Origin of the sequence: Hydrogenoanaerobacterium saccharovorans (genome assembly GCF_003814745.1) — a bacterium.
In the GTDB taxonomy this organism is placed as follows: domain Bacteria; phylum Bacillota; class Clostridia; order Oscillospirales; family Ruminococcaceae; genus Hydrogenoanaerobacterium; species Hydrogenoanaerobacterium saccharovorans.
Genome location: NZ_RKRD01000001.1, coordinates 213469 through 236204, shown reverse-complemented (window position 1 = coordinate 236204; position 22736 = coordinate 213469). Strand labels below are relative to the sequence as shown.

The following is a 22736-nucleotide window of genomic DNA, read 5'->3' as shown; positions in this document are numbered from 1 at the left end:
AATATGCCCAAAAACCATGTTTTGCATCTTCTCCTGTCCTCGCAGTAAGATAATGTTACAGAATAATTGAGGGGGTACACAAGTGAATACAAGCAGTAAATCTAAAATTACGGTGTATGATATTGTTTCAATCGCACTGATGGCGGCAATCGTTTATGTAGTAACCAATTTTCGAATTTCAATTCCCACACCAATCGGTAAAGCGATGATTCATTTCGGCAACGTCTTCTGCCTATTGTCCGGTCTGCTTTTAGGCGGCAAACGTGGCGGCTTGGCGGCAGGGCTTGGCTCGATGTTTTTTGATTTGTTCAGCGAGTGGGCAACCTCTGCGCCCTTTACCTTGGTGTTTAAATTTGTAATGGCATTTGTATGCGGTACCATTGCATACGGCAACGGTGCAATGGCGAAAAACACCAAGCGCAATACAGTAGCGGCAATCTTGGGTGCAATTTCGTATACCATACTGTATACGAGCAAAAACATCATCAGTGGTTTCTTCTTTTTGAGAAACCCATGGCAAACTGTTATGGTGGATGCAGCCTACAAGGGCGGTATTTCACTCACCAATGCCATTATTGCAGTGGTGGTAGCGGTAATACTTGCACCGCTCTTCCGTGAAGCCCTTACAAAAGCAGGCATTTATGAAAAGTTATGGCGCCCCAAAGAAGCATAGCAAAAAAGGAGATGGCAAAAGCCATCTCCTTTTTATTTGCATTTTACAACATGCCTGCTGCTGCAAACAAAATGCCAAGCAGCCAATTGCCCACTGTAAACACTATGGATAGAATGCTGAGCACCAAACCGGCAGTTGCTTTGCCCTTACTGCTTGATTTTCTGCCAACAACACCGCTGGTGATACCAACAATGCCGCAGATAAACCCTGCTAAAGGGATCAGCCATGCAACCAAACCCACAAGCCCCATGACCAAAGACAAAGTCGCCTTGCCTTTTGGGTCGTGCACCGCTACGGGTATGGTAACAGGTGCAGTTTGCACTGCCTGTGCAGCAGCCTGCCCCCCCTGCGCACCCTGAACAGCCGGAGCATTGTAGCCGGGGATATTTACATCTTGATTGAGCAAACCGATTAAGGTATCCACTCTGTTTTTAAGGGCACTTTTCACTGCCCATCCATAAGCACCGGTAATGCCTGTTTCGCCAAAATAAATGCCGGGCAGTGCAAATTTAGGCATCCATGCCTCTAAATGCACATTGCCGTTTTGATAAGCCAATTTCATAAACTGCGGGCTTGTCATCAACCCCATGCCTTTTCGCCACACTACTTCATTGCCCTTGTACTTGTCAAGTTCAAAGCCTTCTTTTGCGAAGAAGTCCTCAGAAACAAATTTAATAAAATCATCGGGTTTATTCACTTTAAAGTCTGTCACAAATCTTGAAATTGCAAACCTCTCCTCTTGTCTTATATGATGTAATGAACTACTTCCACCTCTTTGCCGTCCTGTACATAGACGCGCGGTATCCGTTTTGACAGCATGCAAGTAATTTCGTAATTGACAGTTCCTAATTTTTCTGCCAGTTCGTCAACCGAAAGATACTCGCCGCCTTGTCCGCCGAAAATCACTACCGGGTCGCCGCGCTTTACAGCGGGCAAGTCAGTCACATCCACCATAAGCTGGTCCATGCATACTCTGCCGATTACGGGTGCAAAATGCCCGTTTACCAGCATCCGCGCCTTGCCGGAAAGATTTCGCCCGTAACCGTCTGCATAACCGATGGGCACCACCGCAATCAGCGCATCTTGTTTTGCAGTGTAAATTCTGCCGTAACTCACCTGTGTGCCTGCATCAATGCGTTTAACCGATGCGATAACCGATTTCAGCGACATAACAGGTTTTAAGCTGATTTTGCCTGCACACTGGTCGGATGGGTCTAATCCGTACAAAATAATACCGGGGCGCACCATATCCAGATGCATTTCGGGGTAACTGAGTGTAGCCGCACTGTTGCAACAATGGCGAATGGGTACTTCTACGCCATGTTCCCGAAGAATATCAACCATATGCGTAAAGCGTGCAAACTGTGCTTTGGTGTATTCCACCGCATCACCAAGGTAATCATCTGCACTTGCAAAATGTGTAAAGATGCCGCCCAACGTAAGGTTGTGAAACCCCGCAACCTCTTCAATTTCTTGCAAAGAAGTTTCAAAATGGCTGTCATCCGCCAAAAAACCAAGTCTAGTCATACCAGTATCCACTTTAATGTGGCAGTTAACGGTTACGCCCTGTGCATGTGCCTGCTGCTGCAATGCTTTGGCATACTCCAAACCATACACGGTTTGTGTAATGTTCTGCTTTGCAAGTGTTTCGGCAAGTTCGGGCGGGGTTGTACCGAAAATTAAAATAGGTTGCGTAAAGCCATGCGTGCGCAAAGCCAGCCCCTCTTCAATATTCGAAACACCAAACCAGTCAACTCCGCACTCTGCCAGTTTGCGGGCAACCTGTGTTGCGCCATGCCCGTAAGCATCCGCCTTTACCACCCCAAGCAGCATGCAGTTGGGCTCTAGTATATTTTTAATTTGCTGTACATTGTATTGTAAGGCATCAAGGTTCACTTCTGCCCAGCTTCGTTTCAGGTAATCTATCATTGGTAAACCAGCTTTCTGTAATAACAATTTCTTTCATTATATGCCCTGGCAGGTTAACAATCAATATCAAAAATCGCCATCACATTGACCTCCACAGTTATTTTCGTCCAAATATGTATTTACTTTAACAAATATGCTATTTGATTTTTTGTAAAGAATCGTTTATGATAATGAGCGGACAAATTTTAATAATAAGGGGCTCTGTGATTGAAACTCAATAATAAAACCGATATGAGCGAGAAACTCGCCCATGCTGAAATTCTTCCGCTTTTACTAAGACTTACCATACCGGTCACAGTAGCACAGTTGGTGAACGCTGCATACAGCATTGTAGACCGTATGTACATCGGGCGTATGCCGGGTGTAGGCACAACGGCTCTCAGCGGGCTTGGGCTTACCTTCCCCATTATCATGATGATTACCGCGTTCAGCTCGCTGATTGGAATGGGCGGCGCGCCTCTTGCTTCCATCCGCCTAGGTGCAGGCGATAAAAAAGAGGCGCAGCTTTATTTGGGCAACGCCTTTTCGATGCTTCTGATCATCGGCGCGGTACTCACGGTGGTGTGTATTATTTGGAAAGACCCTATGCTCATGGCATTTGGTGCAAGCGAAGCAACCTTGCCGTATGCCTCGGATTACCTAGGGGTTTATTTGGTTGGCACGGTATTTGTTCAGCTTGCACTGGGGCTGAATTCTTTTATCAATGCGCAGGGTTACGCAGGTATGGGCATGGCTACTGTAGTAATTGGCGCGGTGCTCAATGTGGTGCTCGACCCTATTTTCATCTATGTGTTTGATATGGGTATCGTCGGTGCCGCTGTGGCAACCGTCATCTCGCAGTTTGTGTCTGCAATCTGGGTGGTGGGGTTCCTGTGCTCCAAAAAATCCAAATTGAATATCACCCTGCGCGATATGCGCCTTGATTGGAATATCGTTAAATCCAGCTGTGCATTGGGTGTATCTATGTTTACTTTTTTGATTAACGAAAGTATTGTGGTAATTGCCTTAAACCGTCTTCTGCGGCAGTACGGGGGTACAGCGGGCGACCTGCACATCGCCTCTATGGCAATTTTATCAAGTGTGGGGCAAATCTTTTTTATGCCGCTCAAAGGCATTGTACAGGGTGCCCAACCCATTATAAGCTACAACATGGGGGCGCGCAATTATCCGCGTATCCGCCAAACCATCCACTATGCCCGTATATGCAGTATTACCTGTGCCGTAGTGATGTGGGCTGCAATGGTGTTTTTACCAAAGTACATTGCTTTGGCATTTACAACCGACCAAGAACTTATCCGCATGACAGTGGTAACTATGCGCCTGATGTACTCTACCGTTTTTGTTTTGGGGATGCAGATGGTCAATCAAAACTCGTTTATTGCTATGGGCAACACACGTTATTCGTTTTTCTTTGGTATTTTGCGCAAAGTGCTGTTGCTTTTGCCGCTTGCATTTATTTTGCCCATCTTCACCGGAGTATGGGGTATCTACGCAGCAGAGGCAATCTCCAATCTTATATCGGTTGTAGTAACACACATTGTGTTTACAAAATATCTTAACAGGCTCAAGCTTGAATTCGCATGATGCAATTAGCACCTCACTCTTAAACATACTGAATGCCTATCATGTTTTAAACATGATAGGCATTTCTCTATGCATCTTATCAAAACAAACTATTTTACACTTGCAGACGAACATCGTATAATAAAAACAGTTTGCGTCAGTTGTGTATCACCTCGTCTATAAAACAGTTTATGGCTTGGGACAAAAATTTATTCTTATGGTAAATTAAATTAAAAGTGCGGTCAAATCGTGCATCCTCCAGGTGTATGATATGCAGCTTGCCTTGATGAACCAATTCATCTACCAATAGCTTTGAAATCACTGTAAGCCCTTGCCCGCCCATAACCGCGCTTAAAACAGCATCCGAGCTGTGGCAACTCCACTTGGTATAAATGTTTATGCCTGCGCTCTCAAGGCATTTTTCAAACTGCTCGCGCGTACCGCTGCCTTTTTCGCGCAAAACAAAAGGCTGCCCGTCCAAGTCCTTAAGCAAAAGCATGTCTTTGCCGTTAAACGGATGGTTGATGCCGCATACAAGCACCAATTCATCGTTAATTGCGGGCTTTACAATAATATCTTTGCTTTTGATGGTACCCTCCACAACCGCAACATCCAGTTCGCTGTTTAAAATCATATGTTCAATCACAGCAGTGTTATCAATCACCACCTGTACACCCATGCGGGGCTGCTTGGCTTCAACACGGTTTACAATCTCGGTTAATACACAGCTCCCCACGGTAATGGTGGCACCCACCTTTATGGTTTTTTGCTCTGCCGCATCGTTCATGCTGTGCTGCATTTCATCAAACAAAGCAACCATGCTACGTGCATACCCAAGCAGCTGCTTGCCTGCATCGGTGATGTAAAGCTTTTTGGCAAGGCGTTCAAACAATTTTATACCGTAATTCTCTTCAATTTCGGCAATCACCTGGCTTACGGTTGGCTGCGATATGTATAGCTTTTTGGCTGCTACGCTCATGTTATTATATTTTGCAACTGCAATAAAAATCTGCATATGGCGGATTGTCATATTTTCACAACCTTTGTTATAGGTATTTTACTATTATAATACAACCTTATTATTAAAAATTTAAATAGATGGAGGAAATATAAAATGGCAATCAACCCTCAAGATATGAAGCGCGTAAAAGGAATGGGTTTTTTACTAAACCGAAACACCGAGCAATTCTCCGGCAGAGTGATTACCGAAAACGGTGTATTAAATGCAAAACAATTAAAAAATTTAAGCGAGGCGGCAGAAAAATTCGGCAACGGAACAGTAGCGTTTACCTCTCGCCTGACAGTAGAATTGCCCGGAATAGATTATTCGAATATCGAGAACTTTCAAGATTATATTGCTCAAGAAAATATGGTAACGGGCGGCACCGGTGCCAAAGTGCGCCCCATTGTTTCTTGCAAAGGCACCACCTGTGTTTTTGGCTTGTACGATACGCAAGCGTTGGCAAAAGAAATTCATATGCGTTTTTACGAAGGGTACAGGGATGTAGCCCTGCCGCACAAATTTAAAATTGGGGTGGGGGGCTGCCCCAACAACTGCATTAAGCCGGATTTAAACGACCTTGGGATTGTTGGCCAACGCGTACCCAAGATACAGGCAGAGCTGTGCAGACATTGCAAAAAATGCCTGGTTGCTGAGGCATGCCCTATGCACGCTGCTGAACTTACCGACGATGTGATTGCGATTGACCGCAATGTTTGCAACAACTGCGGAAGATGCCAAAAAAAATGCCCATTCAACGCAGTTAGCCAGAATGAAACCATGTACAAAGTTTATATCGGCGGGCGTTGGGGCAAACAAATTCGCATTGGCACCCCATTAAATAAGCTATTTTCAACAGATGAGGTACTGAACATGACCGAAAAAGCAATTTTATTTTATAAAAGCAGGGGTATTATGGGCGAACGGTTTGGCACTACCATTGAGCGAATGGGTATGGAAGAAGCCGTAAAGATTTTATTATCCGATGAATTAATGATACAGAAAAACGAAATTCTAAAAATAAAATAACCAAACATACATAAACAGGCGGTACAAAATTGTACCGCCTGTTTTTATTATAGATGAAAAAAGTAAACTGCACTTTTATTAAATTTACCTGTTGTAATATTACATTTGCGCGCCGTTGCATTGCGAAATGTTTTTGAGTGCTTCTTCTGCATTATCCTGAAGATTGGGTGCTACAGAAATATCGCCCAACGCAACCATACCCACTAAGCTGTTGTTTTCAACGATCGGCAAGCGGCGTATCTGCTTTTCGCCCATAATTCTGGCAACATCATGCACATCCATTTCGGGGGTGCCAACTACAGGGTTGCTGCTCATCACTTCGCTAACTTTTTGGTTTTTTGAGTTGATACCAAGTGCTGTAGACCGCAGCGTAATGTCTCGGTCGGTAACAATACCGATTACCTTATTTTCGCTACATACCGGCACAGAACCCACATCGTATTGTTTCATCATTTGGGCTGCTCTTTCAATCGTATCATTTGCATTGACGCAGGCTATATCTTTCGACATAATCTCTCTTACTTTCATTCCATTCACCTCAAGAATAGGTTTTCCATTTCATTTCGTATTATCCTCTTCCCAGGGTAAAACAATATTTTCATATCTTAACAAGTTCTTGATATTTAAGATTTTTTCTTGACACTGCCTTGCCATTGATTCTGCTATGATGGTTTATGAAAGAACAAACGTCGCAGAAGCCGAAAACCCCTTTATACTCATTTATAAATGGCATAAAAATATACAGTTACAGGAGCTGACGAAAAATGGGAATTGTTTTGGCGCTATCGGGCTTAATCGCCCTGGCTTTATTAATCTATTTATTTTACGTTTTGTTTCGAGGTGAAGATTTATGAGCATTATCATCCTTCAAGATTTATTTTACATTGTACTTTTGGTTGGGCTGTCCGTCCCTTTGGGAAACTATATTTACAAAATAATGAACGGGCAAAAAGTATTTTTAACACGCCTGCTTGCACCCGTTGAAAACGGTATCTATAAACTAATGGGGATTCAAAGCAATGAAGAAATGAATGCAAAAAAATATACTTTATCTGTTCTTTTGTTCAGTGCTGTGGGGTTTGTATTTATTTGGCTGCTGCAAATGCTTCATGGTTTTCTGCCATTTAACCCCCAAGCAATCGAGGGCACAAGCTGGCACTTAGCCTTTAACACTTCTGCAAGCTTTGTATCCAACACAAACTGGCAGGCATACGCGGGCGAATCAGCTATGTCGTATCTAACGCAGTTTTTAGGGCTTACTGTACAAAATTTTGTTTCGGCTGCAACGGGTATTGCCGTTTTATTTGCCCTGATGAGAGGGTTTGTTCTTAAAAAAAGCACAACCATCGGCAATTTTTGGGTAGACCTTACCAAAACAACACTTTATGTTTTGATTCCGCTTTCGTTTATAACAGCACTGCTGATTGCCTCACAGGGCGTTGTGCAAACATTTATCCCCTACAAAGAGGTTGCGGTGCTGGAAAGCGGTGCGGTGCAAACCGTGCCGTTGGGCCCTGCAGCAAGCCAAATCGCTATCAAGCAACTTGGCACAAACGGCGGTGGCTTTTTTGGTGCAAACTCTGCGTTTCCTTTCGAAAACCCAACGGCATTTTCAAATTTAATTGAATCGTTATGCCTTATTCTTATCCCCGCTGCACTTTGCGTCACCTTTGGCAAAGCAGTAAAAAACAGCAAACAAGGCAGGGTGCTTTATGCGGTAATGCTGATTTTGTTTATTGCAGCACTTTCTGTAACCACTGTCAGTGAACAATTTGCCGCACCCATATTTCAGGGGGCAGCTGCTTCGGGCAGCATGGAGGGCAAAGAGATTATACACGGTGTGGGGGCATCGTCGCTTTGGGCAACCGCTACCACCGCTGTATCCAACGGCTCGGTTAACTCTATGCACGACAGTTTCACCCCTTTGGGCGGAATGATGCCGATGTTTTTAATGCAGTTGGGCGAAATTGTATTTGGCGGAGTGGGCAGCGGCTTGTACGGTATGCTTGCATTTGTACTGCTGACCGTATTTATTGCGGGGTTGATGGTTGGGCGTACACCCGAATATCTGGGCAAAAAGGTAGAGCCTTACGATATGAAGATGGTTTGTCTTATTGTGCTTACGCCTCCCCTGCTTACCCTTCTGGGTACCGCCGCCGCGGTTATTATGCCCGCTGCCGAAACATGGCTTAATAATTCGGGCGCACATGGCTTTTCAGAGATACTTTACGCATTCTCGTCCATGGGCAACAACAACGGCAGTGCTTTTGCCGGTTTTCAAGCAAACACCGTATTCACCAATGTTACGGGAGGGATTATCATGCTGCTCGCACGTTTTATCCCTATGGGTGCGGCTGTTTATTTGGCAGGTAACATGGCACAAAAAAAATCCGTTGCCGCTGGTGAGGGAACATTGTCTACCAGCAATGCCACATTTGCGGGGCTGCTAATTGGTGTTATCATCATCATTGCGGCACTAAGCTTTTTACCTGCGCTTGCGCTGGGGCCGATTGCCGATTACTTTACTACACGATGAAAATGAGGTTATAAAAATGAAAGAAAAAAGCGTAAATGGTGGCATTTTTGCAGATGCGATACGCCAGTCTTTTGTAAAGCTTGACCCACGCATACAGGTTAAAAATCCTGTTATGCTGGTGGTATATATTGGTGCTGTGTTCACAACGATACTTTATTTTTTATCTTTTGTGGGTATTAAGGACGAAAGCAGCGGATATATTCTGACGATCGCATTGATTTTATGGTTTACAGTATTGTTTGCAAACTTTGCCGAGGCAATTGCAGAGGGGCGCGGGCGGGCACAGGCACAGAGCCTGCGCAGTGCCAGAAAAGACGTAAAAGCAAAAAAGTTAAAATCACCCGCCAACCCCGATGACTACACCGAGGTATTGTCTAACACACTGAAAAAAGGCGATATCGTCATTGTAAAAGCGGGGGAACAAATCCCTATGGACGGCGAAGTAATTGACGGTGCCGCCTCGGTGGATGAGAGCGCGATTACAGGCGAATCCGCCCCTGTCATCCGCGAATCGGGCGGCGACCGCAGCGCTGTTACGGGCGGAACCACTTTGGTATCCGACTGGTTGATTATAGCGGTAACCGCAGAAGCAGGAGAAAGCTTTTTGGATAAAATGATTGCCATGGTAGAGGGCGCATCCAGAAAGAAAACCCCTAACGAAGTTGCCCTGCAAATTCTACTGGTAACGCTAACAATTATTTTTCTTGTTGTTACAGCTACTTTGCTGCCCTTTACCAGTTTTGTAAGCAAGCAGGCAGGCTCAGGGGCCGCTATTTCGGTCACCAATGTCATTGCACTTTTGGTTTGTTTGGCACCTACCACCATTGGTGCGTTGCTTTCATCCATCGGCATTGCAGGCATGAGCCGCCTCAACCAAGCCAACGTGCTTGCAATGAGCGGGCGCGCGATTGAAGCCGCAGGCGATGTAGATGTTCTTTTACTCGATAAAACGGGAACAATCACCTTAGGCAACCGCCAAGCAAGTGAGTTTTTGCCTGTAAACGGGGTAACGGAACAAGAGCTTGCCGATGCTGCCCAGCTTTCGTCCATTGCAGATGAAACCGCCGAAGGGCGCAGCATTGTTATCTTGGCGAAAGAGAAATTTGGTATACGCGGGCGCGATATGTCAAAACTTCAAGCAACGTTTGTGGAGTTTACGGCAAAAACCCGTATGAGCGGCATCGATTTTCAAGGCAACGAAATAAGAAAAGGTGCGGCAGATACCGTAAAGCAATATGTTTTACAACGAAACGGCGATTATCCGGATGAATGCGACCGTATTGTTAAGCATGTAGCCGCAGCAGGCGGCACACCGCTTGTGGTGGCAAAAAACCAACAGGTGCTGGGGGTAATCAACCTAAAAGATATTGTAAAAAACGGCGTAAAAGAGCGGTTTGAAGATTTGCGTAAAATGGGCATTAAAACCATTATGATTACCGGTGATAACCCGATGACCGCTGCTGCCATTGCAGCAGAAGCCGGTGTGGATGACTTTTTAGCCGAAGCAACCCCCGAGGCAAAACTGGCACTAATCCGCGATTACCAAACAAAAGGGCATCTGGTTGCTATGACGGGCGACGGCACCAACGATGCGCCCGCTTTGGCTCAGGCAGATGTTGCTGTTGCGATGAATACAGGTACACAGGCAGCCAAAGAGGCCGGCAATATGGTGGATTTGGACTCCAGCCCTACAAAACTCATCGACATTGTAAGAATCGGCAAGCAGCTGCTAATGACAAGGGGCTCACTTACAACATTTAGTGTAGCAAACGACGTAGCAAAGTATTTTGCTATCATTCCTGTGCTGTTTTTCGGCATCTTCCCCCAGCTTACCGCACTGAATATCATGGGGCTAACCAGTTCAAAAAGTGCTATCTTATCCGCAATTATTTACAATGCCTTGATTATTATTGCATTGATTCCGTTGGCACTGAAAGGTGTAAAATACCGCGAACTGCCTGCCGGCAAACTACTGGAAAGAAACTTGCTTATCTACGGTTTGGGCGGCTTGGCAGCACCCTTTGCAGCCATCAAATTAATTGATATGATTTTGACCGCATGCGGTCTTGTGTGAGGCGAACAACTATGAAAAAAACTATAAAATTAATCCGTCCCGCTCTGATGTGCTTTGCAGTTATGACGGTTCTCTGCGGCGTACTTTATACCGCAGCAGTAACCGGTATTTCGCAGCTGTTATTCCCAAAACAGGCAAACGGCAGTATAATAACCGTACTTTTAAAAGACGGCACCCAAAAAGAATACGGCTCTGCTTTGATTGCACAGGAGTTTACAAAGCCGGAATATCTCATCGGCAGGCCATCAGGCGTCAGCAACCTCTCCCCCGTAAGCGAAGAGCAGAAACAACTTGTACAAAAGCGCATCGAGTGGTGGAAAGCCTTTAACCCTCAAAACACGGCAGATATCCCAATGGATTTGGTTACTGCCTCGGGCAGCGGTGCAGACCCGCATATCTCGCCTGAAGCAGCGGAATATCAAGTGAACAGAATTGCACAGACCAGAGGAATACCCCAAGATGAGGTACGAAACATCATTCAAAAATATACAACGGGGCGATTCCTTGGTTTTATCGGTGAGCCCGCCGTCAATGTGCTGCAAGTAAATTTAGCGCTGGACGGCTTGCTATAAACAGCTGTTGTGCTATATGATATGTAAAAAGGTGGTGATGAATCGGTGGACAACTTTGATAATCGCCCCGACCCGGATAGCATTCTCGAATCTCTGCATGAGAAAGAGGACAGCAAACAGGGCCGGCTGAAAATATTTTTTGGGTATGCGGCAGGCGTAGGCAAAACCTATGCTATGCTGGACGATGCCCACGAGCAACTGAAATGCGGCGTAGACGTTTTAGTGGGATATATCGAACCGCACACACGGCCCGAAACCATGCAGCTGCTGCAAGGTTTGCCGGTGCTAAAGCCGCAGACGGTATTATACCGCAACATTGAACTAAAAGAATTTGATCTGGATGAAGTGCTCAGACGCAAGCCGCAATTGGTTTTGGTCGATGAGCTTGCGCATACCAATGCGGTTGGCGTACGCAATCGCAAACGCTACCAGGATATTGAAGAATTGCTTAACGCAGGCATCGATGTGTATACCACAATCAATGTACAGCATATCGAAAGCCTCAACGATGTTGTGGAGGATATTACAAAAATCCGCGTGCAAGAAACTATACCCGATTATATCTTTGACCGCGCTGATAATATCAAACTGATTGATATTGAACCGGATGAGCTGCTGCACCGCTTTACAGAGGGTAAAATCTATCGCCCCGAGCGGGCAAAAACAGCAATGTCTAATTTTTTTACGCATGAAAACTTAAGGCTGCTGCGAGAAATTGCCATGCGTAAAGCAACCGACCGTATCAGTTTCAAAAACCAAAACGAGCGCAAATTTTCAGACAAAATGGCAAATACCAAACTTTTGGTTTGTATCGGGCCATCCCCTTCCACCGCAAAATGCATTCGGTGGACAGCCAGAGCCGCCGATGCTTTCCACGCACCGTGGACAGCTGTATTCGTTGAAAATATGGAAAGCGAATGTCTCACCGAAGAACAGCAAAAATCTATACGCGCTAATATGGATTTGGCTGTAAAGCTTGGTGCAGACCTTGTTACCCTGAACGGACATGATATTGCCGCCGTAGTTGCCGAATATGCAAAGCTTTCGGGTATCACCAACATCGTTATAGGCAAAAGCAGAAAGATGAAGACAATCAAAAGTTTGTTTGAAGTCGACTTTGAAGATAAACTAATTTCTCTGTTGCCGAATATCGAAGTTCACATCATCCCGGGCAATGTTGGGCGCCGCCCATATCGGAAACCCAGAAAAGCAGAACAAAAATTTAACTTTTGTTTTTCTTGGCAGGATACCATAAAAACAATTAGCATGCTGATTGCAACTACGCTGTTGTCACTGGCACTTCGTGTATTCGATATAGGCGACCAAAATATGATTATGGTTTATATCTTATGCGTTTTGGTGATTTCAAGGGCAACCGTAGGGTATGCGTATGGTATTATTGCATCGGTAATCAGCGTACTAACATTCAACTTCTTTTTTACAGAACCCTATTTCACGTTCAACGCCATACAGGCGGGTTACCCCATTACATTTGTGATTATGCTGCTGGTTGCACTGATTACCAGTGCCTTGACAGTGCGTGTAAAAACGCAGGCAAAACTTGCTGTAGAACGCGAACGGCGTACCGACGTGCTTTACGAAATTAATAAAAAGCTTCTTGCCACAAGAGGGCTTGAAAAAATTGTTGCGCTGGCAAATGACTATATTGTTAACTTGTTTGGGCGTTCTGTGGTATTTTATACCGCCGACCCTGAACAAGGGCCGGCAGGGAATTTTGCACAAGCACCAGAGGATGAAGATGCGTCTTTTCTGCTGACAGAAGATGAAAAAGCCGTTGCGCATTGGGTGTTTATCAATCAAAAACGTGCGGGTGCCGGCACAGACACCTTGATGGGCGCAGGTGCATTTTATATGCCGATTATTGCACAGGGCAGAGTTCTCGCCGTCATGGGTATATCCTGTTCAAAAGGCATTTTAAACCACAACAACCGCCTGTTTTTGCGTATGATTGGTTCACAGGTGGCAATGGCACTGGAGCGCCAGCGCCTGTCGGACGAACAGCGCAGCATTTTGGTGGAATCGGAAAAAGAAAAGATGCGGAGCAACCTGCTGCGCGCCATTTCTCACGACCTACGCACCCCGCTCACCGGCATTTTAGGTGCCAGCTCTGCAATTTTAGAAAATGATGATTATTTGGATAAGCCAACCCGCAACAAACTGATTTCGAATATTAAAGAAGATTCGCAGTGGCTTATACGCATTGTGGAAAATCTCCTTTCTGTAACCCGCATCAACGAGGGAACTATGAATGTTGCAAAAGTACCCGAAGCTGCCGAAGAAATTATCGCAGAAGCAGTTACACGGATACGAAGCAGGTTTCCGCAGCGCAGAATATCCGTACAAGTGCCAGACGAATTGCTGATGGTACCAGTGGATGGTACATTGATTGCGCAGGTACTCATCAACTTGCTTGAAAATGCCATCAAGCATTCGCCGAATGAATCGCTGATTGAGGTTTACCTCAAAAAAAACGGAGCATATGCAATATTTGAAGTTTTAGACGAGGGCAGCGGAATTTCAAAAGAAGACTTCCCATATTTATTTGAAAGCTATATGCCAAACAGCACCAAATCTCCCGATTCGTCCAGAGGGATGGGAATTGGGCTTTCTATTTGTATGTCAATTATAAAAGCGCACAGCGGTAAAATGGAAGCCGAAAATCGAAAAGAAGGCGGAGCCATATTTCAGTTTACACTGCCTTTGGAAAAGAGTGATGAATTATGAGCCTAAAGCCTTTGGTTTTGGTAGTTGAAGATGATGAAACCATCTGCAACTTTATTTCAGCGGTTCTCACCTCGAACAACTACAGCGTTGTTAAAACAGCAAAAGGCAAAGAAGCCATTGCTATGACTACGTCTCATGTTCCCGATGCCATCCTGTTGGATTTGGGGTTGCCCGACCTGGATGGTATTGAGGTGCTAAAAAACATTCGTCAATGGTCGAAAATACCCGTAGTGGTGGTCTCTGCCCGCGGCCACGAGCGCGAAAAAGTTGAGGCTCTCGATTTGGGAGCGGATGATTATATTGTCAAGCCGTTCGGAACATCCGAATTGCTTGCACGCATACGTACCGCCATACGCCACAGCCCCAAAGATGTGGACGGCAGATTGGATAACAATAGTATAAAGATTGGCGAACTTGAAATTGACTATGATAAGCGCATTGTATCCGTTGCGGGAGAAAGAATTCACCTTACGCCGATAGAATACAAAATCATCGTATTGTTATCCAAAAACCGCGGTAAAGTGCTGACTCATGATTTTATTATCCGAGAGGTGTGGGGGCCATACACCAACGAAAGCCATGCGCTCCGTGTGAATATGGCAAATATCCGCAGAAAAATTGAAAATAACCCCGGGGAGCCCATTTACATTTTAACCGAAATGGGCGTGGGGTACCGCATGGTAGAGGAAATTTAAATTGTAAAGCCTCTGAACATACGCTGGAAATCAGCGTTGATTGTAAGTTTCAGGTTTTGCCGAATGAACAGTAATAAACAGTTGATGCAAAAGGATAGGCAGTGCTAAACGGCATTGCCTATCCTTTTGTTTTACAAGCGCAACACATATCCTAGAATATATCTCATATTTTACATGACAAAATCATAGGCATTCAAAATACATTTTCCATCCTTTTATAGAAATATGTGGAATTTTATTGTATAATGCTAACATAGAAGTGTTAACCAAAAATGTAACGATTACATCGAATTGGAAGTAACAAGAATGATAGGAGATTCCTGTTTGCTAAAGATATAATAACATTAACGCAATATTGAATTTTAGAGCGACACTATATTTATCATGAAAACAATTATGAGAAGGAGAGGGTACTTTTGTATGTAGGCCATACAAGTGAAGATGGGCGAGAGCAATCAGTTATAGATCACCTAAAAAAAACGGCACAACTTGCGGGAGACTATGCACAAGCTTTTGGCGCAGGTGAGTTGGGTTACCAAATTGGGCTGACGCATGATATCGGCAAATACTCGGCCGAGTTTCAGCGGCATATTTTGCACAATGCCCCCTCGGCAGACCACTCTACCTGCGGCGCCAAAGAGCTTAAAAACCTCAACATGCTGTGCGCGGCTATTTGCGTGGCAGGGCATCACACAGGGCTGCCCGATTTCGGCAATCCCAGAGATACTGCCGAAAACAGCACCTTGTGTGGTAGGTTAAAACGCGAGCCGCCTACCCTGCCCGATTACAGCGAATACCTCAACGAAATCTCATTAAAGTATGCGCCTTCTCCCCGTTTTGGCAATAATTTTGATAATTCGTTTTTTACCCGTATGCTGTATTCTTGCTTGGTGGATGCAGATTTTTTAGATACTGAGGCATTTATGTCTAATGGTGTTGTCCAACGCGGCGGATATGACCACCTTGACCAGTTAGCCAGCCGCTTAGAAGTTTATATTCAGCCTTGGTGGGATGCAAAAAGCGAGCTGAACAAAAAGCGTTGTGAAATTTTAAAATCCTGTCTGAATGCAGGCAAGAACGCCAAAGGGCTGTATTCATTAACCGTTCCTACCGGCGGCGGAAAGACCGTCTCATCTCTTGCTTTTGCATTACTCCATGCGGTAGAACACAAAATGTCCCGCATAATCTATGTCATACCATACACTAGTATTATAGAACAAACCGCAGACGTTTTTCGCAAAATTGTGGGGGCAGAAAATGTACTTGAACATCATTCCAATATCAGTTTTGACCCAAAGGACGATACGGAAAAAAGCAGAAATAACCTATCAAAACTTCGCCTTTCTGCCGAAAACTGGGATGCGCCTGTAATTGTAACCACCAATGTACAATTTTTCGAGTCTTTGTTCGCCAACAAGTCCTCAAAATGCCGCAAGCTGCACAACTTGGCAAACAGCGTGATTATTTTTGACGAAGCACAAATGCTGCCTTTGCCTTATTTAAAGCCCTGTGTGCGGGCAATTGCAAATTTGGTGCAGTATTATGGGGCAACTGCAGTACTGTGTACCGCCACCCAGCCCTCGCTGGAAAAACTGTTCCCTGCGGATATGACGGTAACAGAAATTTGCCCCAATACCTCCGAAATGTACGAATTTTTTAGGCGTACAAGCCTAAGACATATTGGTAAACAAAGCAACGGTAAACTTGCCGAACATATGGCACAGCAGGAACAGGCGTTAACGATTGTGAATTCGCGTAAACAAGCACACGAGCTGTTCGAGCTTTTGCCGAAAGAGGGCAGGTTTCACCTGTCAACGCTTATGACGCCCCTACATAGGAGAAAAATTCTTCTTGAAATTCGGCAACGGCTGAAAAACGGCTTACCTTGCCGGTTGGTTGCAACCTCTTTAGTGGAGGCAGGTGTAGATGTCGATTTTCCCGCCGTATTCCGCGCGGAGGCGGGGCTGGATTCTATTATTCAAGCGGCGGGGCGCTGCAACCGCGAAGGCAAAAGAACCGCCGAAGAAAGTGTGGTTTACATATTTGAGTCGGAGGACAAGCCCCCGCGCTTGATTGAACAGAATATTAAAATGATGAGAGAAGTGGCACGTAGGTTTTCGGACCTCGCCTCACCGCAAACCATCCACAATTATTTTGATACACTGCATAGTTTTCAAGATGAAAACTTAGATAAAAAGCGAATTATTGATGCGTTTGAGCATGGGCGCAGCGGTTGCTTGCTGCCGTTTGCACAGGTTGCGTCAGACTTCCGTCTGATTGAAACCGAAACCAAATCTGTTTTGATTGCCATTGAAGAGGATGCCGTAAAGTTGGCTGACGAAATGCAATGGGGCAACTGGTCGCGCCAACTGACGCGCAAAGCAACGCAGTACATAGTAAATGTATACCCCCAGCATTTTAAAGCACTGGTTAATACAGGCGCTGTCTCGGCTTTGACCGAAGATATGGGAATACTCAAAGATTTAACTCTTTACAGTGAGCATACTGGTTTATCCCTAAACTGCGACGAAGGGCAATCGTTGTTTGTATAATCTGCTTATAAATTTCATTGATAGAATCAGAAAGGAGCGAGCTTTATGTCTGTAAAAATCGAGGTGTGGGGCGACTACGCCTGCTTTACACGGCCTGAGATGAAAGTGGAACGCGTATCTTACGATGTAATGACCCCGTCTGCAGCGCGCGGATTGGTGGAAGCGATCTATTGGCACCCGGGGCTTGCGTGGCGTATCGACCGCATTTATGTTCTAAACCCCATCCGGTTCACCAACATCCGCCGCAACGAAGTAAAATCAAAAATATCTGCACAAAATGTTCGGTCGGTAATGAACGGTGCTCAAAAACCGCTTTATATCAGCACATCGGAGGATATTCAGCAGCGTGCAGCAATGGTTTTAAAGGATGTGCGTTATGTTATCGAGGCGCATTTTACTCTTACCGACAAGGCAAATGAAACGGATAACGCGGGTAAATTCCAGGATATTATTAAACGCCGCCTTGTACGGGGGCAGTGCTATCATCAGCCGTATTTTGGGTGCCGCGAGTTCCCTGCCAACTTTAAGCTGTTTGAAGGCATCACCATTGATACCGCCTACCCCAACGAGCAGCGGGATTTGGGCTATATGCTGTACGACATGGATTACAGCAACCAGGAAGACATTCAGGCTATGTTTTTTCGCGGTACACTGAAAGACGGTGTAGTGGATTTGACAAACTGTGAGGTGATTCGATGATTTTGCAGGCATTGTACAGCTATTATCATGCTTTGGCTCAAAAAGGTGAAATCTCCAAAGAAGGCTGGTGTGTGGCAAAAGTATCGTTTGCACTGGTGCTGGACCAAAACGGTGCTCTGCTGGACATTATGCCGCTTAAGGTGAGCAAAGAATTTGGTAAAAAAACAGTGGATGTACCGCGAGAAATGAACCTCCCCAACCAATTAAAACGCTCTGGTTCAAAGGCACCTCCGTATTTTTTGTGCGACAACACGCAGTACATACTGGGGCTGGAAAAAGGCGAAGTCACCGAGAAATCGCTGCGCTGTTTTAAAGCTTTTTCCGAGTACCATATTCAAATGCTTTCCCCGCTGCAATGCCCCGAAGCGCAGGCAATCGTCCGCTTTTTACGTTCTTGGCAGCCCATCGAAGCACTCAAACATCCGGTTATCATTGCAAACCAACCGCATTTGCTTGAGGGGGGCAACTTTGTTTTTCGCCTGAGCGAAACCTCTAGCTACGCAATGAGCGGAATTGAGCAAACCTTTCCGCCTCATCTAAATTTGGACGAGCAGGGAACGTTTATACTGGGCTACTATCATCAAACTCAAAAACAATATGAAAAACAGAACAAGGAGGACTAGAACATGTCAGAGCCAATTAAAAACCGCTACGAATTTACAATCCTGTTTGAGGTAGAGAACGGCAACCCCAACGGTGACCCCGATGCCGGAAATATGCCAAGAATTGACCCAGAAACCAGTTATGGTCTGGTAACGGATGTTTGTTTAAAACGTAAAATCCGCAACTATATTGAAATAGCAAAAGAAAATCAGCCGGGGTACCGCATCTATATCAAAGACGGTGTGCCGCTGAACCGCAGCGATGCGGAAGCCTATGCCTATTTGAACACAGACGAAAAATCAATCAAAGACGCTAAGAAAAAAGACAATAAAATTGATGAAAAAATCCGTAACTTTATGTGTCAGAACTTTTATGATATCCGTGCTTTCGGGGCGGTAATGACGACATTTGTGAAAGCGGCACTCAACTGCGGGCAGGTGCGAGGGCCCGTGCAACTGGGCTTTGCGCGCTCTATCGACCCCATTGTACCTCAAGAAGTTACCATTACCCGTGTTGCAATTACCACCGAGGCGGATGCCGAAAAGAAAGGAACTGAAATGGGACGCAAATATATTGTCCCCTATGCACTGTACCGTGCCGAAGGTTATATCTCGGCAAATCTTGCCCGCACTGTCACAGGGTTTTCTGAGGACGACCTTACTTTGCTGTGGCAGGCAGTGATTAACATGTTCGAAACAGACCATTCGGCGGCACGTGGCAAAATGGCAGTACGCGAGCTGATTGTATTTAAGCACGATTCCGAGCTAGGCAACTGCCCGGCATACAAATTGTTTGATACCATTCATGTGGAGCGTAAGGACAGATCTTTGCCCGCACGCTGCTACCAAGACTACGATGTTACCATTGACACAGCTGCAATACCCGACGGGATAACTTGCACACGGATGATATGATGGGTTATTCAGAAGATGAATTTCTGCTTCTTTCAGGGCTTCAGCACTTTGCTTTTTGCAAAAGGCAGTGGGCGCTCATCCATATAGAGCAGCAATGGACAGAAAATTTGCATACCGTGGAAGGCAATTTTATGCATGAGCGTGCACACGACAGCAGTTTAACCGAATTTCGTGACGGTATATTGATTTGCCGAGGCATACAGGTGTTTTCGCGGGAGTTAGGCATTACCGGTGCTTGCGATGTGGTGGAGTTTCACCCATCACCCGACGGCGTTCCTATCGTGGGCAGAGAGGGGCTGTGGCGTCCGGTACCCATCGAATATAAAAAAGGGCGACCTAAAGAGCACGATGCCGATGCCCTGCAGCTCTGTGCTCAGGCAATGTGTCTTGAAAAAATGCTAGTCTGCACCATCCCCGGCGGGTACCTATTTTACGGCGAAACAAAGCGAAGGCAGCCTGTGGAATTTACACCGGAACTAAGGCATACTGTAACCGATATGCTTAATGAAATGCATATGCTCTATCACCGCGGCTATACACCAAAGGTAAAGCCGTCCAAATCTTGCAATGCCTGTTCACTCATCGAAACATGTTTGCCCAAATTATGCAAAAACTTATCTGCGGTACAGTATGTGAACAAGCATTTAAAGGAGGAGGACTTATGAGACATTTGCTGAACACATTGTTCGTTCTAACAGAAGATAGTTATCTCACGCTTGAAGGCGAAAATGTTGTGGTTCTATGCGAAAGTGAAGTTCGTGCAAGGTTCCCTTTGCATACTTTGCAGGCAATTTTGTATTTTGGCTACAAAGGTGCAAGCCCTGCTTTAATGGGTGCATGTGCCAGCCGCGGCGTAACGCTGAGTTTTCTTACATCGTTTGGTAAGTTTTTAGCACAAGCATGCGGCAAAATGCAGGGGAACGTGTTGTTGCGAAAACAGCAATACCGATTGTCGGACAGCGAACATGACAGCTGCCAAATTGCGCGGCATTTTATTATTGGAAAGGTTTATAACTGCCGTTGGATTTTAGAGCGTGCGACCCGCGACCATGCGATGCGGGTTGATGTGGCAAGGCTGAAGAAAAACTCTTTACAGATGGCGGAAATTTTATCTCAATTAGCTCCCTGCTCTGATTTAGATACATTGCGTGGGTTAGAGGGTAAAGCTGCTAATTTTTATTTTGATGTGTTTGATGAATTGATACTGCAAAATAAAGAGCACTTTTATTTTCAAAACAGATCGCGCCGGCCGCCGCGAGACAATGTCAACGCTTTGCTGTCTTTCGCTTATACGCTTTTGGCGAATGACTGCGCAGCTGCATTGGAAAGCGTGGGTTTAGATTCTTACGTAGGCTTTTTGCACCGAGACCGCCCCGGCAGAGCATCTCTTACGCTTGATTTAATGGAGGAATTTCGCGGAGTTTATGCAGACCGTTTCGTAATCTCTTTAATAAACAACAGAGAAATACTGCCAAAGCAATTCGAGCAAAAAGAAAACGGTGCGGTTTGGCTGAATGATGAAGGCAGAAAAGCGGTGCTATCCGCGTGGCAGGCAAGAAAAAAAGCAACCATTACACACCCGTTTTTAAATGAAAAACTGCCATGGGGATTGGTGCCATATGTTCAGGCATTGCTGCTATCCCGCTATCTACGGGGCGATTTGGATGCGTATCCGCCATTTTTTTGGAAGTGAGGTTTACGCCATGCTGGTACTAATTACATATGATGTCAACACACAGGATGCTGCAGGAAGAAAACGGCTTAGGCAGGTAGCAAAACAATGTGTTAATTACGGTCAACGCGTTCAGAACTCTGTTTTTGAATGTATTGTAGATGCCGCACAATGTAAAATTGTACAACATGAACTGGAAGCCATAATCAATAAAGAAAAAGACAGTTTGCGGTTTTACTATTTGGGTAATAACTATCACACAAAAGTAGAACACATAGGTGTCAAAACATCTTATGATGCAGAAGGAGTGTTAATTGTATAGGCAAGAGGGAGTGCGAACTATAAGCAAACAGTTTTCTCCCGGAACGTTCGCACCCTAAAATAAGAGAATTTTATGCTTAATCATCATTGTAGGTTGTTGTAATATGTAGTTTTGATAGTGAAATATATCAAAACAGCACAATAAATTTATTGTTTTCTGTTTATTTTTGCCGTCGCACCCTACGCGGGTGCGTGGATTGAAATGTTTATACTTGCAGACTTAGCACCACTAAAGAATGTCGCACCCTACGCGGGTGCGTGGATTGAAATTACAGTAATGTTTTTTTCCTTGACTTCTGAAATGGTCGCACCCTACGCGGGTGCGTGGATTGAAATTATCAGAACATGTATATGATAAAGAGCAAAATAGTCGCACCCTACGCGGGTGCGTGGATTGAAATTATGTGTGTATTGTCGTATTTTTTGTGTTGTAAAGTCGCACCCTACGCGGGTGCGTGGATTGAAATACCCGCGGAGCTTAATATCTTTAATCTTGTATGGTCGCACCCTACGCGGGTGCGTGGATTGAAATCGTTGAGGACATGCTAAACAAAGTTAAAGGCGATAAGTCGCACCCTACGCGGGTGCGTGGATTGAAATTACATATCGTAACCGTTTCAGCTTGTTCCCTTAAGTCGCACCCTACGCGGGTGCGTGGATTGAAATTGATAATCTTCATAGGCTGCTTTCGCACCCTGTGTCGCACCCTACGCGGGTGCGTGGATTGAAATACCCTCGTCATAAAGTAGCTGAATGAACTCAATGGTGTCGCACCCTACGCGGGTGCGTGGATTGAAATTACCAAGTTTAGTTACAGTATAGCTTATCCTACGTCGCACCCTACGCGGGTGCGTGGATTGAAATAGTTGTACGGCAGCTTTCGTGCCGCATCAGTTCTCGGTCGCACCCTACGCGGGTGCGTGGATTGAAATATCGCAGGGGTTGCAGTATAGCTATGTTTTGGCGTCGCACCCTACGCGGGTGCGTGGATTGAAATTTGACAGTGGCGTTCAAAGCCCCGAAGCGCAGAGCGCGTCGCACCCTACGCGGGTGCGTGGATTGAAATCTTGCATTGTTTACAGTATGGCTTTATCTCTCCTGTCGCACCCTACGCGGGTGCGTGGATTGAAATATTGAATAGGATGGTTAAATCTATTGA

The 22736-nt window shown here is 45.3% G+C and carries 20 protein-coding genes and 1 CRISPR repeat array (1 of these 21 running past the window's edge); of the genes, 16 read left to right on the top strand and 4 right to left on the bottom strand.

Annotated elements, in window-relative coordinates; translation table 11 throughout:
- Positions 1-82 precede the first annotated feature (82 nt).
- Positions 83-673 (top strand): ECF transporter S component, encoded by a 591-nt coding sequence (locus EDD70_RS01065; protein WP_242943110.1) that lies wholly within the window; start codon positions 83-85, stop codon positions 671-673.
- A gap of 43 nt (positions 674-716) precedes the next feature.
- Here the strand turns inward: EDD70_RS01065 and EDD70_RS01060 are convergent, their stop codons facing one another.
- Together EDD70_RS01060 and alr are read right to left on the bottom strand one after the other, a co-directional pair.
- Positions 717-1385, bottom strand: a complete 669-nt coding sequence (locus EDD70_RS01060) for a DUF4190 domain-containing protein (protein ID WP_092753865.1) — start codon at positions 1383-1385, stop codon at positions 717-719.
- A 32-nt stretch (positions 1386-1417) separates the two neighbouring features.
- Positions 1418-2602: an alanine racemase gene (gene alr / locus EDD70_RS01055; protein WP_092753867.1), complete on the bottom strand. Its 1185-nt coding sequence runs from the start codon at positions 2600-2602 to the stop codon at positions 1418-1420.
- Between the two features lie 207 nt (positions 2603-2809).
- On the opposite strand from alr, the gene EDD70_RS01050 reads away from it, so the two are divergent.
- A complete protein-coding gene (locus tag EDD70_RS01050) occupies positions 2810-4186 on the top strand; it encodes an MATE family efflux transporter (protein WP_242943111.1) in 1377 nt (458 codons plus the stop codon).
- 136 nt (positions 4187-4322) lie between these two features.
- Here the strand turns inward: EDD70_RS01050 and EDD70_RS01045 are convergent, their stop codons facing one another.
- Complete coding sequence (locus tag EDD70_RS01045) at positions 4323-5195, bottom strand: LysR family transcriptional regulator (protein WP_092753869.1); 873 nt, start codon at positions 5193-5195, stop codon at positions 4323-4325.
- Positions 5196-5279: 84 nt separating this feature from the next.
- Here EDD70_RS01045 and EDD70_RS01040 point away from each other — a divergent pair, with 84 nt between their 5' ends.
- Positions 5280-6194, top strand: a complete 915-nt coding sequence (locus tag EDD70_RS01040) for a 4Fe-4S binding protein (protein WP_092753871.1) — start codon at positions 5280-5282, stop codon at positions 6192-6194.
- A gap of 99 nt (positions 6195-6293) precedes the next feature.
- Here the strand turns inward: EDD70_RS01040 and EDD70_RS01035 are convergent, their stop codons facing one another.
- Positions 6294-6722 carry a CBS domain-containing protein gene (locus tag EDD70_RS01035; protein ID WP_092753873.1) on the bottom strand — a complete coding sequence of 143 codons (429 nt, stop codon included), beginning with the start codon at positions 6720-6722 and terminating at the stop codon, positions 6294-6296.
- Between the two features lie 236 nt (positions 6723-6958).
- Here EDD70_RS01035 and kdpF point away from each other — a divergent pair, with 236 nt between their 5' ends.
- The 13 genes from kdpF (at position 6959) to cas2 (ending at position 21578) form a co-directional block, all read left to right on the top strand.
- Positions 6959-7048 (top strand): K(+)-transporting ATPase subunit F, encoded by a 90-nt coding sequence (kdpF, locus tag EDD70_RS15310; RefSeq protein ID WP_092753875.1) that lies wholly within the window; start codon positions 6959-6961, stop codon positions 7046-7048.
- Positions 7045-8730, top strand: coding sequence for a potassium-transporting ATPase subunit KdpA (gene kdpA, locus EDD70_RS01025; RefSeq protein ID WP_092753877.1), 1686 nt, complete (start codon positions 7045-7047; stop codon positions 8728-8730). Before kdpF ends, kdpA begins: the two co-directional genes overlap by 4 nt.
- 10 nt (positions 8731-8740) lie before the next feature.
- Complete coding sequence (kdpB, locus tag EDD70_RS01020; RefSeq protein ID WP_242943141.1) at positions 8741-10804, top strand: potassium-transporting ATPase subunit KdpB; 2064 nt, start codon at positions 8741-8743, stop codon at positions 10802-10804.
- 11 nt (positions 10805-10815) lie between these two features.
- On the top strand, positions 10816-11376 hold the full coding sequence (kdpC, locus tag EDD70_RS01015) for a potassium-transporting ATPase subunit KdpC (RefSeq protein WP_092753881.1): 561 nt from the start codon (positions 10816-10818) through the stop codon (positions 11374-11376).
- 45 nt (positions 11377-11421) lie between these two features.
- Complete coding sequence (locus EDD70_RS01010) at positions 11422-14121, top strand: sensor histidine kinase (protein WP_092753883.1); 2700 nt, start codon at positions 11422-11424, stop codon at positions 14119-14121.
- Positions 14118-14816 carry a response regulator gene (locus EDD70_RS01005; RefSeq protein ID WP_092753885.1) on the top strand — a complete coding sequence of 233 codons (699 nt, stop codon included), beginning with the start codon at positions 14118-14120 and terminating at the stop codon, positions 14814-14816. The genes EDD70_RS01010 and EDD70_RS01005 overlap by 4 nt, the downstream gene beginning before the upstream one ends.
- Before the next feature lie 416 nt (positions 14817-15232).
- The gene (locus EDD70_RS01000) at positions 15233-17368 is read left to right on the top strand and encodes a CRISPR-associated helicase/endonuclease Cas3 (RefSeq protein WP_092753887.1); all 2136 of its coding nucleotides are present in this window, start codon (positions 15233-15235) and stop codon (positions 17366-17368) included.
- Positions 17369-17413: 45 nt separating this feature from the next.
- Positions 17414-18067 carry a type I-C CRISPR-associated protein Cas5c gene (gene cas5c / locus EDD70_RS00995; RefSeq protein WP_092753889.1) on the top strand — a complete coding sequence of 218 codons (654 nt, stop codon included), beginning with the start codon at positions 17414-17416 and terminating at the stop codon, positions 18065-18067.
- A complete protein-coding gene (locus EDD70_RS00990; RefSeq protein WP_092753891.1) occupies positions 18064-18690 on the top strand; it encodes a type I-C CRISPR-associated protein Cas8c/Csd1 in 627 nt (208 codons plus the stop codon). The genes cas5c and EDD70_RS00990 overlap by 4 nt, the downstream gene beginning before the upstream one ends.
- Before the next feature lie 3 nt (positions 18691-18693).
- A complete protein-coding gene (cas7c, locus tag EDD70_RS00985; protein WP_092753893.1) occupies positions 18694-19584 on the top strand; it encodes a type I-C CRISPR-associated protein Cas7/Csd2 in 891 nt (296 codons plus the stop codon).
- Positions 19584-20249, top strand: coding sequence for a CRISPR-associated protein Cas4 (cas4, locus tag EDD70_RS00980; RefSeq protein ID WP_092753895.1), 666 nt, complete (start codon positions 19584-19586; stop codon positions 20247-20249). Before cas7c ends, cas4 begins: the two co-directional genes overlap by 1 nt.
- Positions 20246-21277 (top strand): type I-C CRISPR-associated endonuclease Cas1c, encoded by a 1032-nt coding sequence (gene cas1c, locus EDD70_RS00975; RefSeq protein WP_092753897.1) that lies wholly within the window; start codon positions 20246-20248, stop codon positions 21275-21277. Before cas4 ends, cas1c begins: the two co-directional genes overlap by 4 nt.
- A 10-nt stretch (positions 21278-21287) precedes the next feature.
- A complete protein-coding gene (gene cas2, locus EDD70_RS00970) occupies positions 21288-21578 on the top strand; it encodes a CRISPR-associated endonuclease Cas2 (RefSeq protein WP_092754666.1) in 291 nt (96 codons plus the stop codon).
- A 171-nt stretch (positions 21579-21749) separates the two neighbouring features.
- Positions 21750-22736: a CRISPR direct-repeat array (repeat unit 32 nt; unit sequence GTCGCACCCTACGCGGGTGCGTGGATTGAAAT) (it continues 238 nt past the right edge of the window).

What these genes read in the sequence shown, in the direction of transcription:
- cas5c (WP_092753889.1), top strand. Translation starts at nt 17,414, where the DNA reads ATGTCTGTAAAAATCGAGGTGTGGGGCGACTACGCCTGCTTTACACGG.
- cas7c (WP_092753893.1), top strand. Translation starts at nt 18,694, where the DNA reads ATGTCAGAGCCAATTAAAAACCGCTACGAATTTACAATCCTGTTTGAG.
- EDD70_RS00990 (WP_092753891.1), top strand. Translation starts at nt 18,064, where the DNA reads ATGATTTTGCAGGCATTGTACAGCTATTATCATGCTTTGGCTCAAAAA.
- EDD70_RS01005 (WP_092753885.1), top strand. Translation starts at nt 14,118, where the DNA reads ATGAGCCTAAAGCCTTTGGTTTTGGTAGTTGAAGATGATGAAACCATC.
- EDD70_RS01045 (WP_092753869.1), bottom strand. Translation starts at nt 5,195, where the DNA reads ATGACAATCCGCCATATGCAGATTTTTATTGCAGTTGCAAAATATAAT.
- kdpC (WP_092753881.1), top strand. Translation starts at nt 10,816, where the DNA reads ATGAAAAAAACTATAAAATTAATCCGTCCCGCTCTGATGTGCTTTGCA.
- cas2 (WP_092754666.1), top strand. Translation starts at nt 21,288, where the DNA reads ATGCTGGTACTAATTACATATGATGTCAACACACAGGATGCTGCAGGA.
- alr (WP_092753867.1), bottom strand. Translation starts at nt 2,602, where the DNA reads ATGATAGATTACCTGAAACGAAGCTGGGCAGAAGTGAACCTTGATGCC.
- EDD70_RS01035 (WP_092753873.1), bottom strand. Translation starts at nt 6,722, where the DNA reads ATGAAAGTAAGAGAGATTATGTCGAAAGATATAGCCTGCGTCAATGCA.
- kdpF (WP_092753875.1), top strand. Translation starts at nt 6,959, where the DNA reads ATGGGAATTGTTTTGGCGCTATCGGGCTTAATCGCCCTGGCTTTATTA.
- kdpA (WP_092753877.1), top strand. Translation starts at nt 7,045, where the DNA reads ATGAGCATTATCATCCTTCAAGATTTATTTTACATTGTACTTTTGGTT.
- cas1c (WP_092753897.1), top strand. Translation starts at nt 20,246, where the DNA reads ATGAGACATTTGCTGAACACATTGTTCGTTCTAACAGAAGATAGTTAT.
- EDD70_RS01040 (WP_092753871.1), top strand. Translation starts at nt 5,280, where the DNA reads ATGGCAATCAACCCTCAAGATATGAAGCGCGTAAAAGGAATGGGTTTT.
- cas4 (WP_092753895.1), top strand. Translation starts at nt 19,584, where the DNA reads ATGGGTTATTCAGAAGATGAATTTCTGCTTCTTTCAGGGCTTCAGCAC.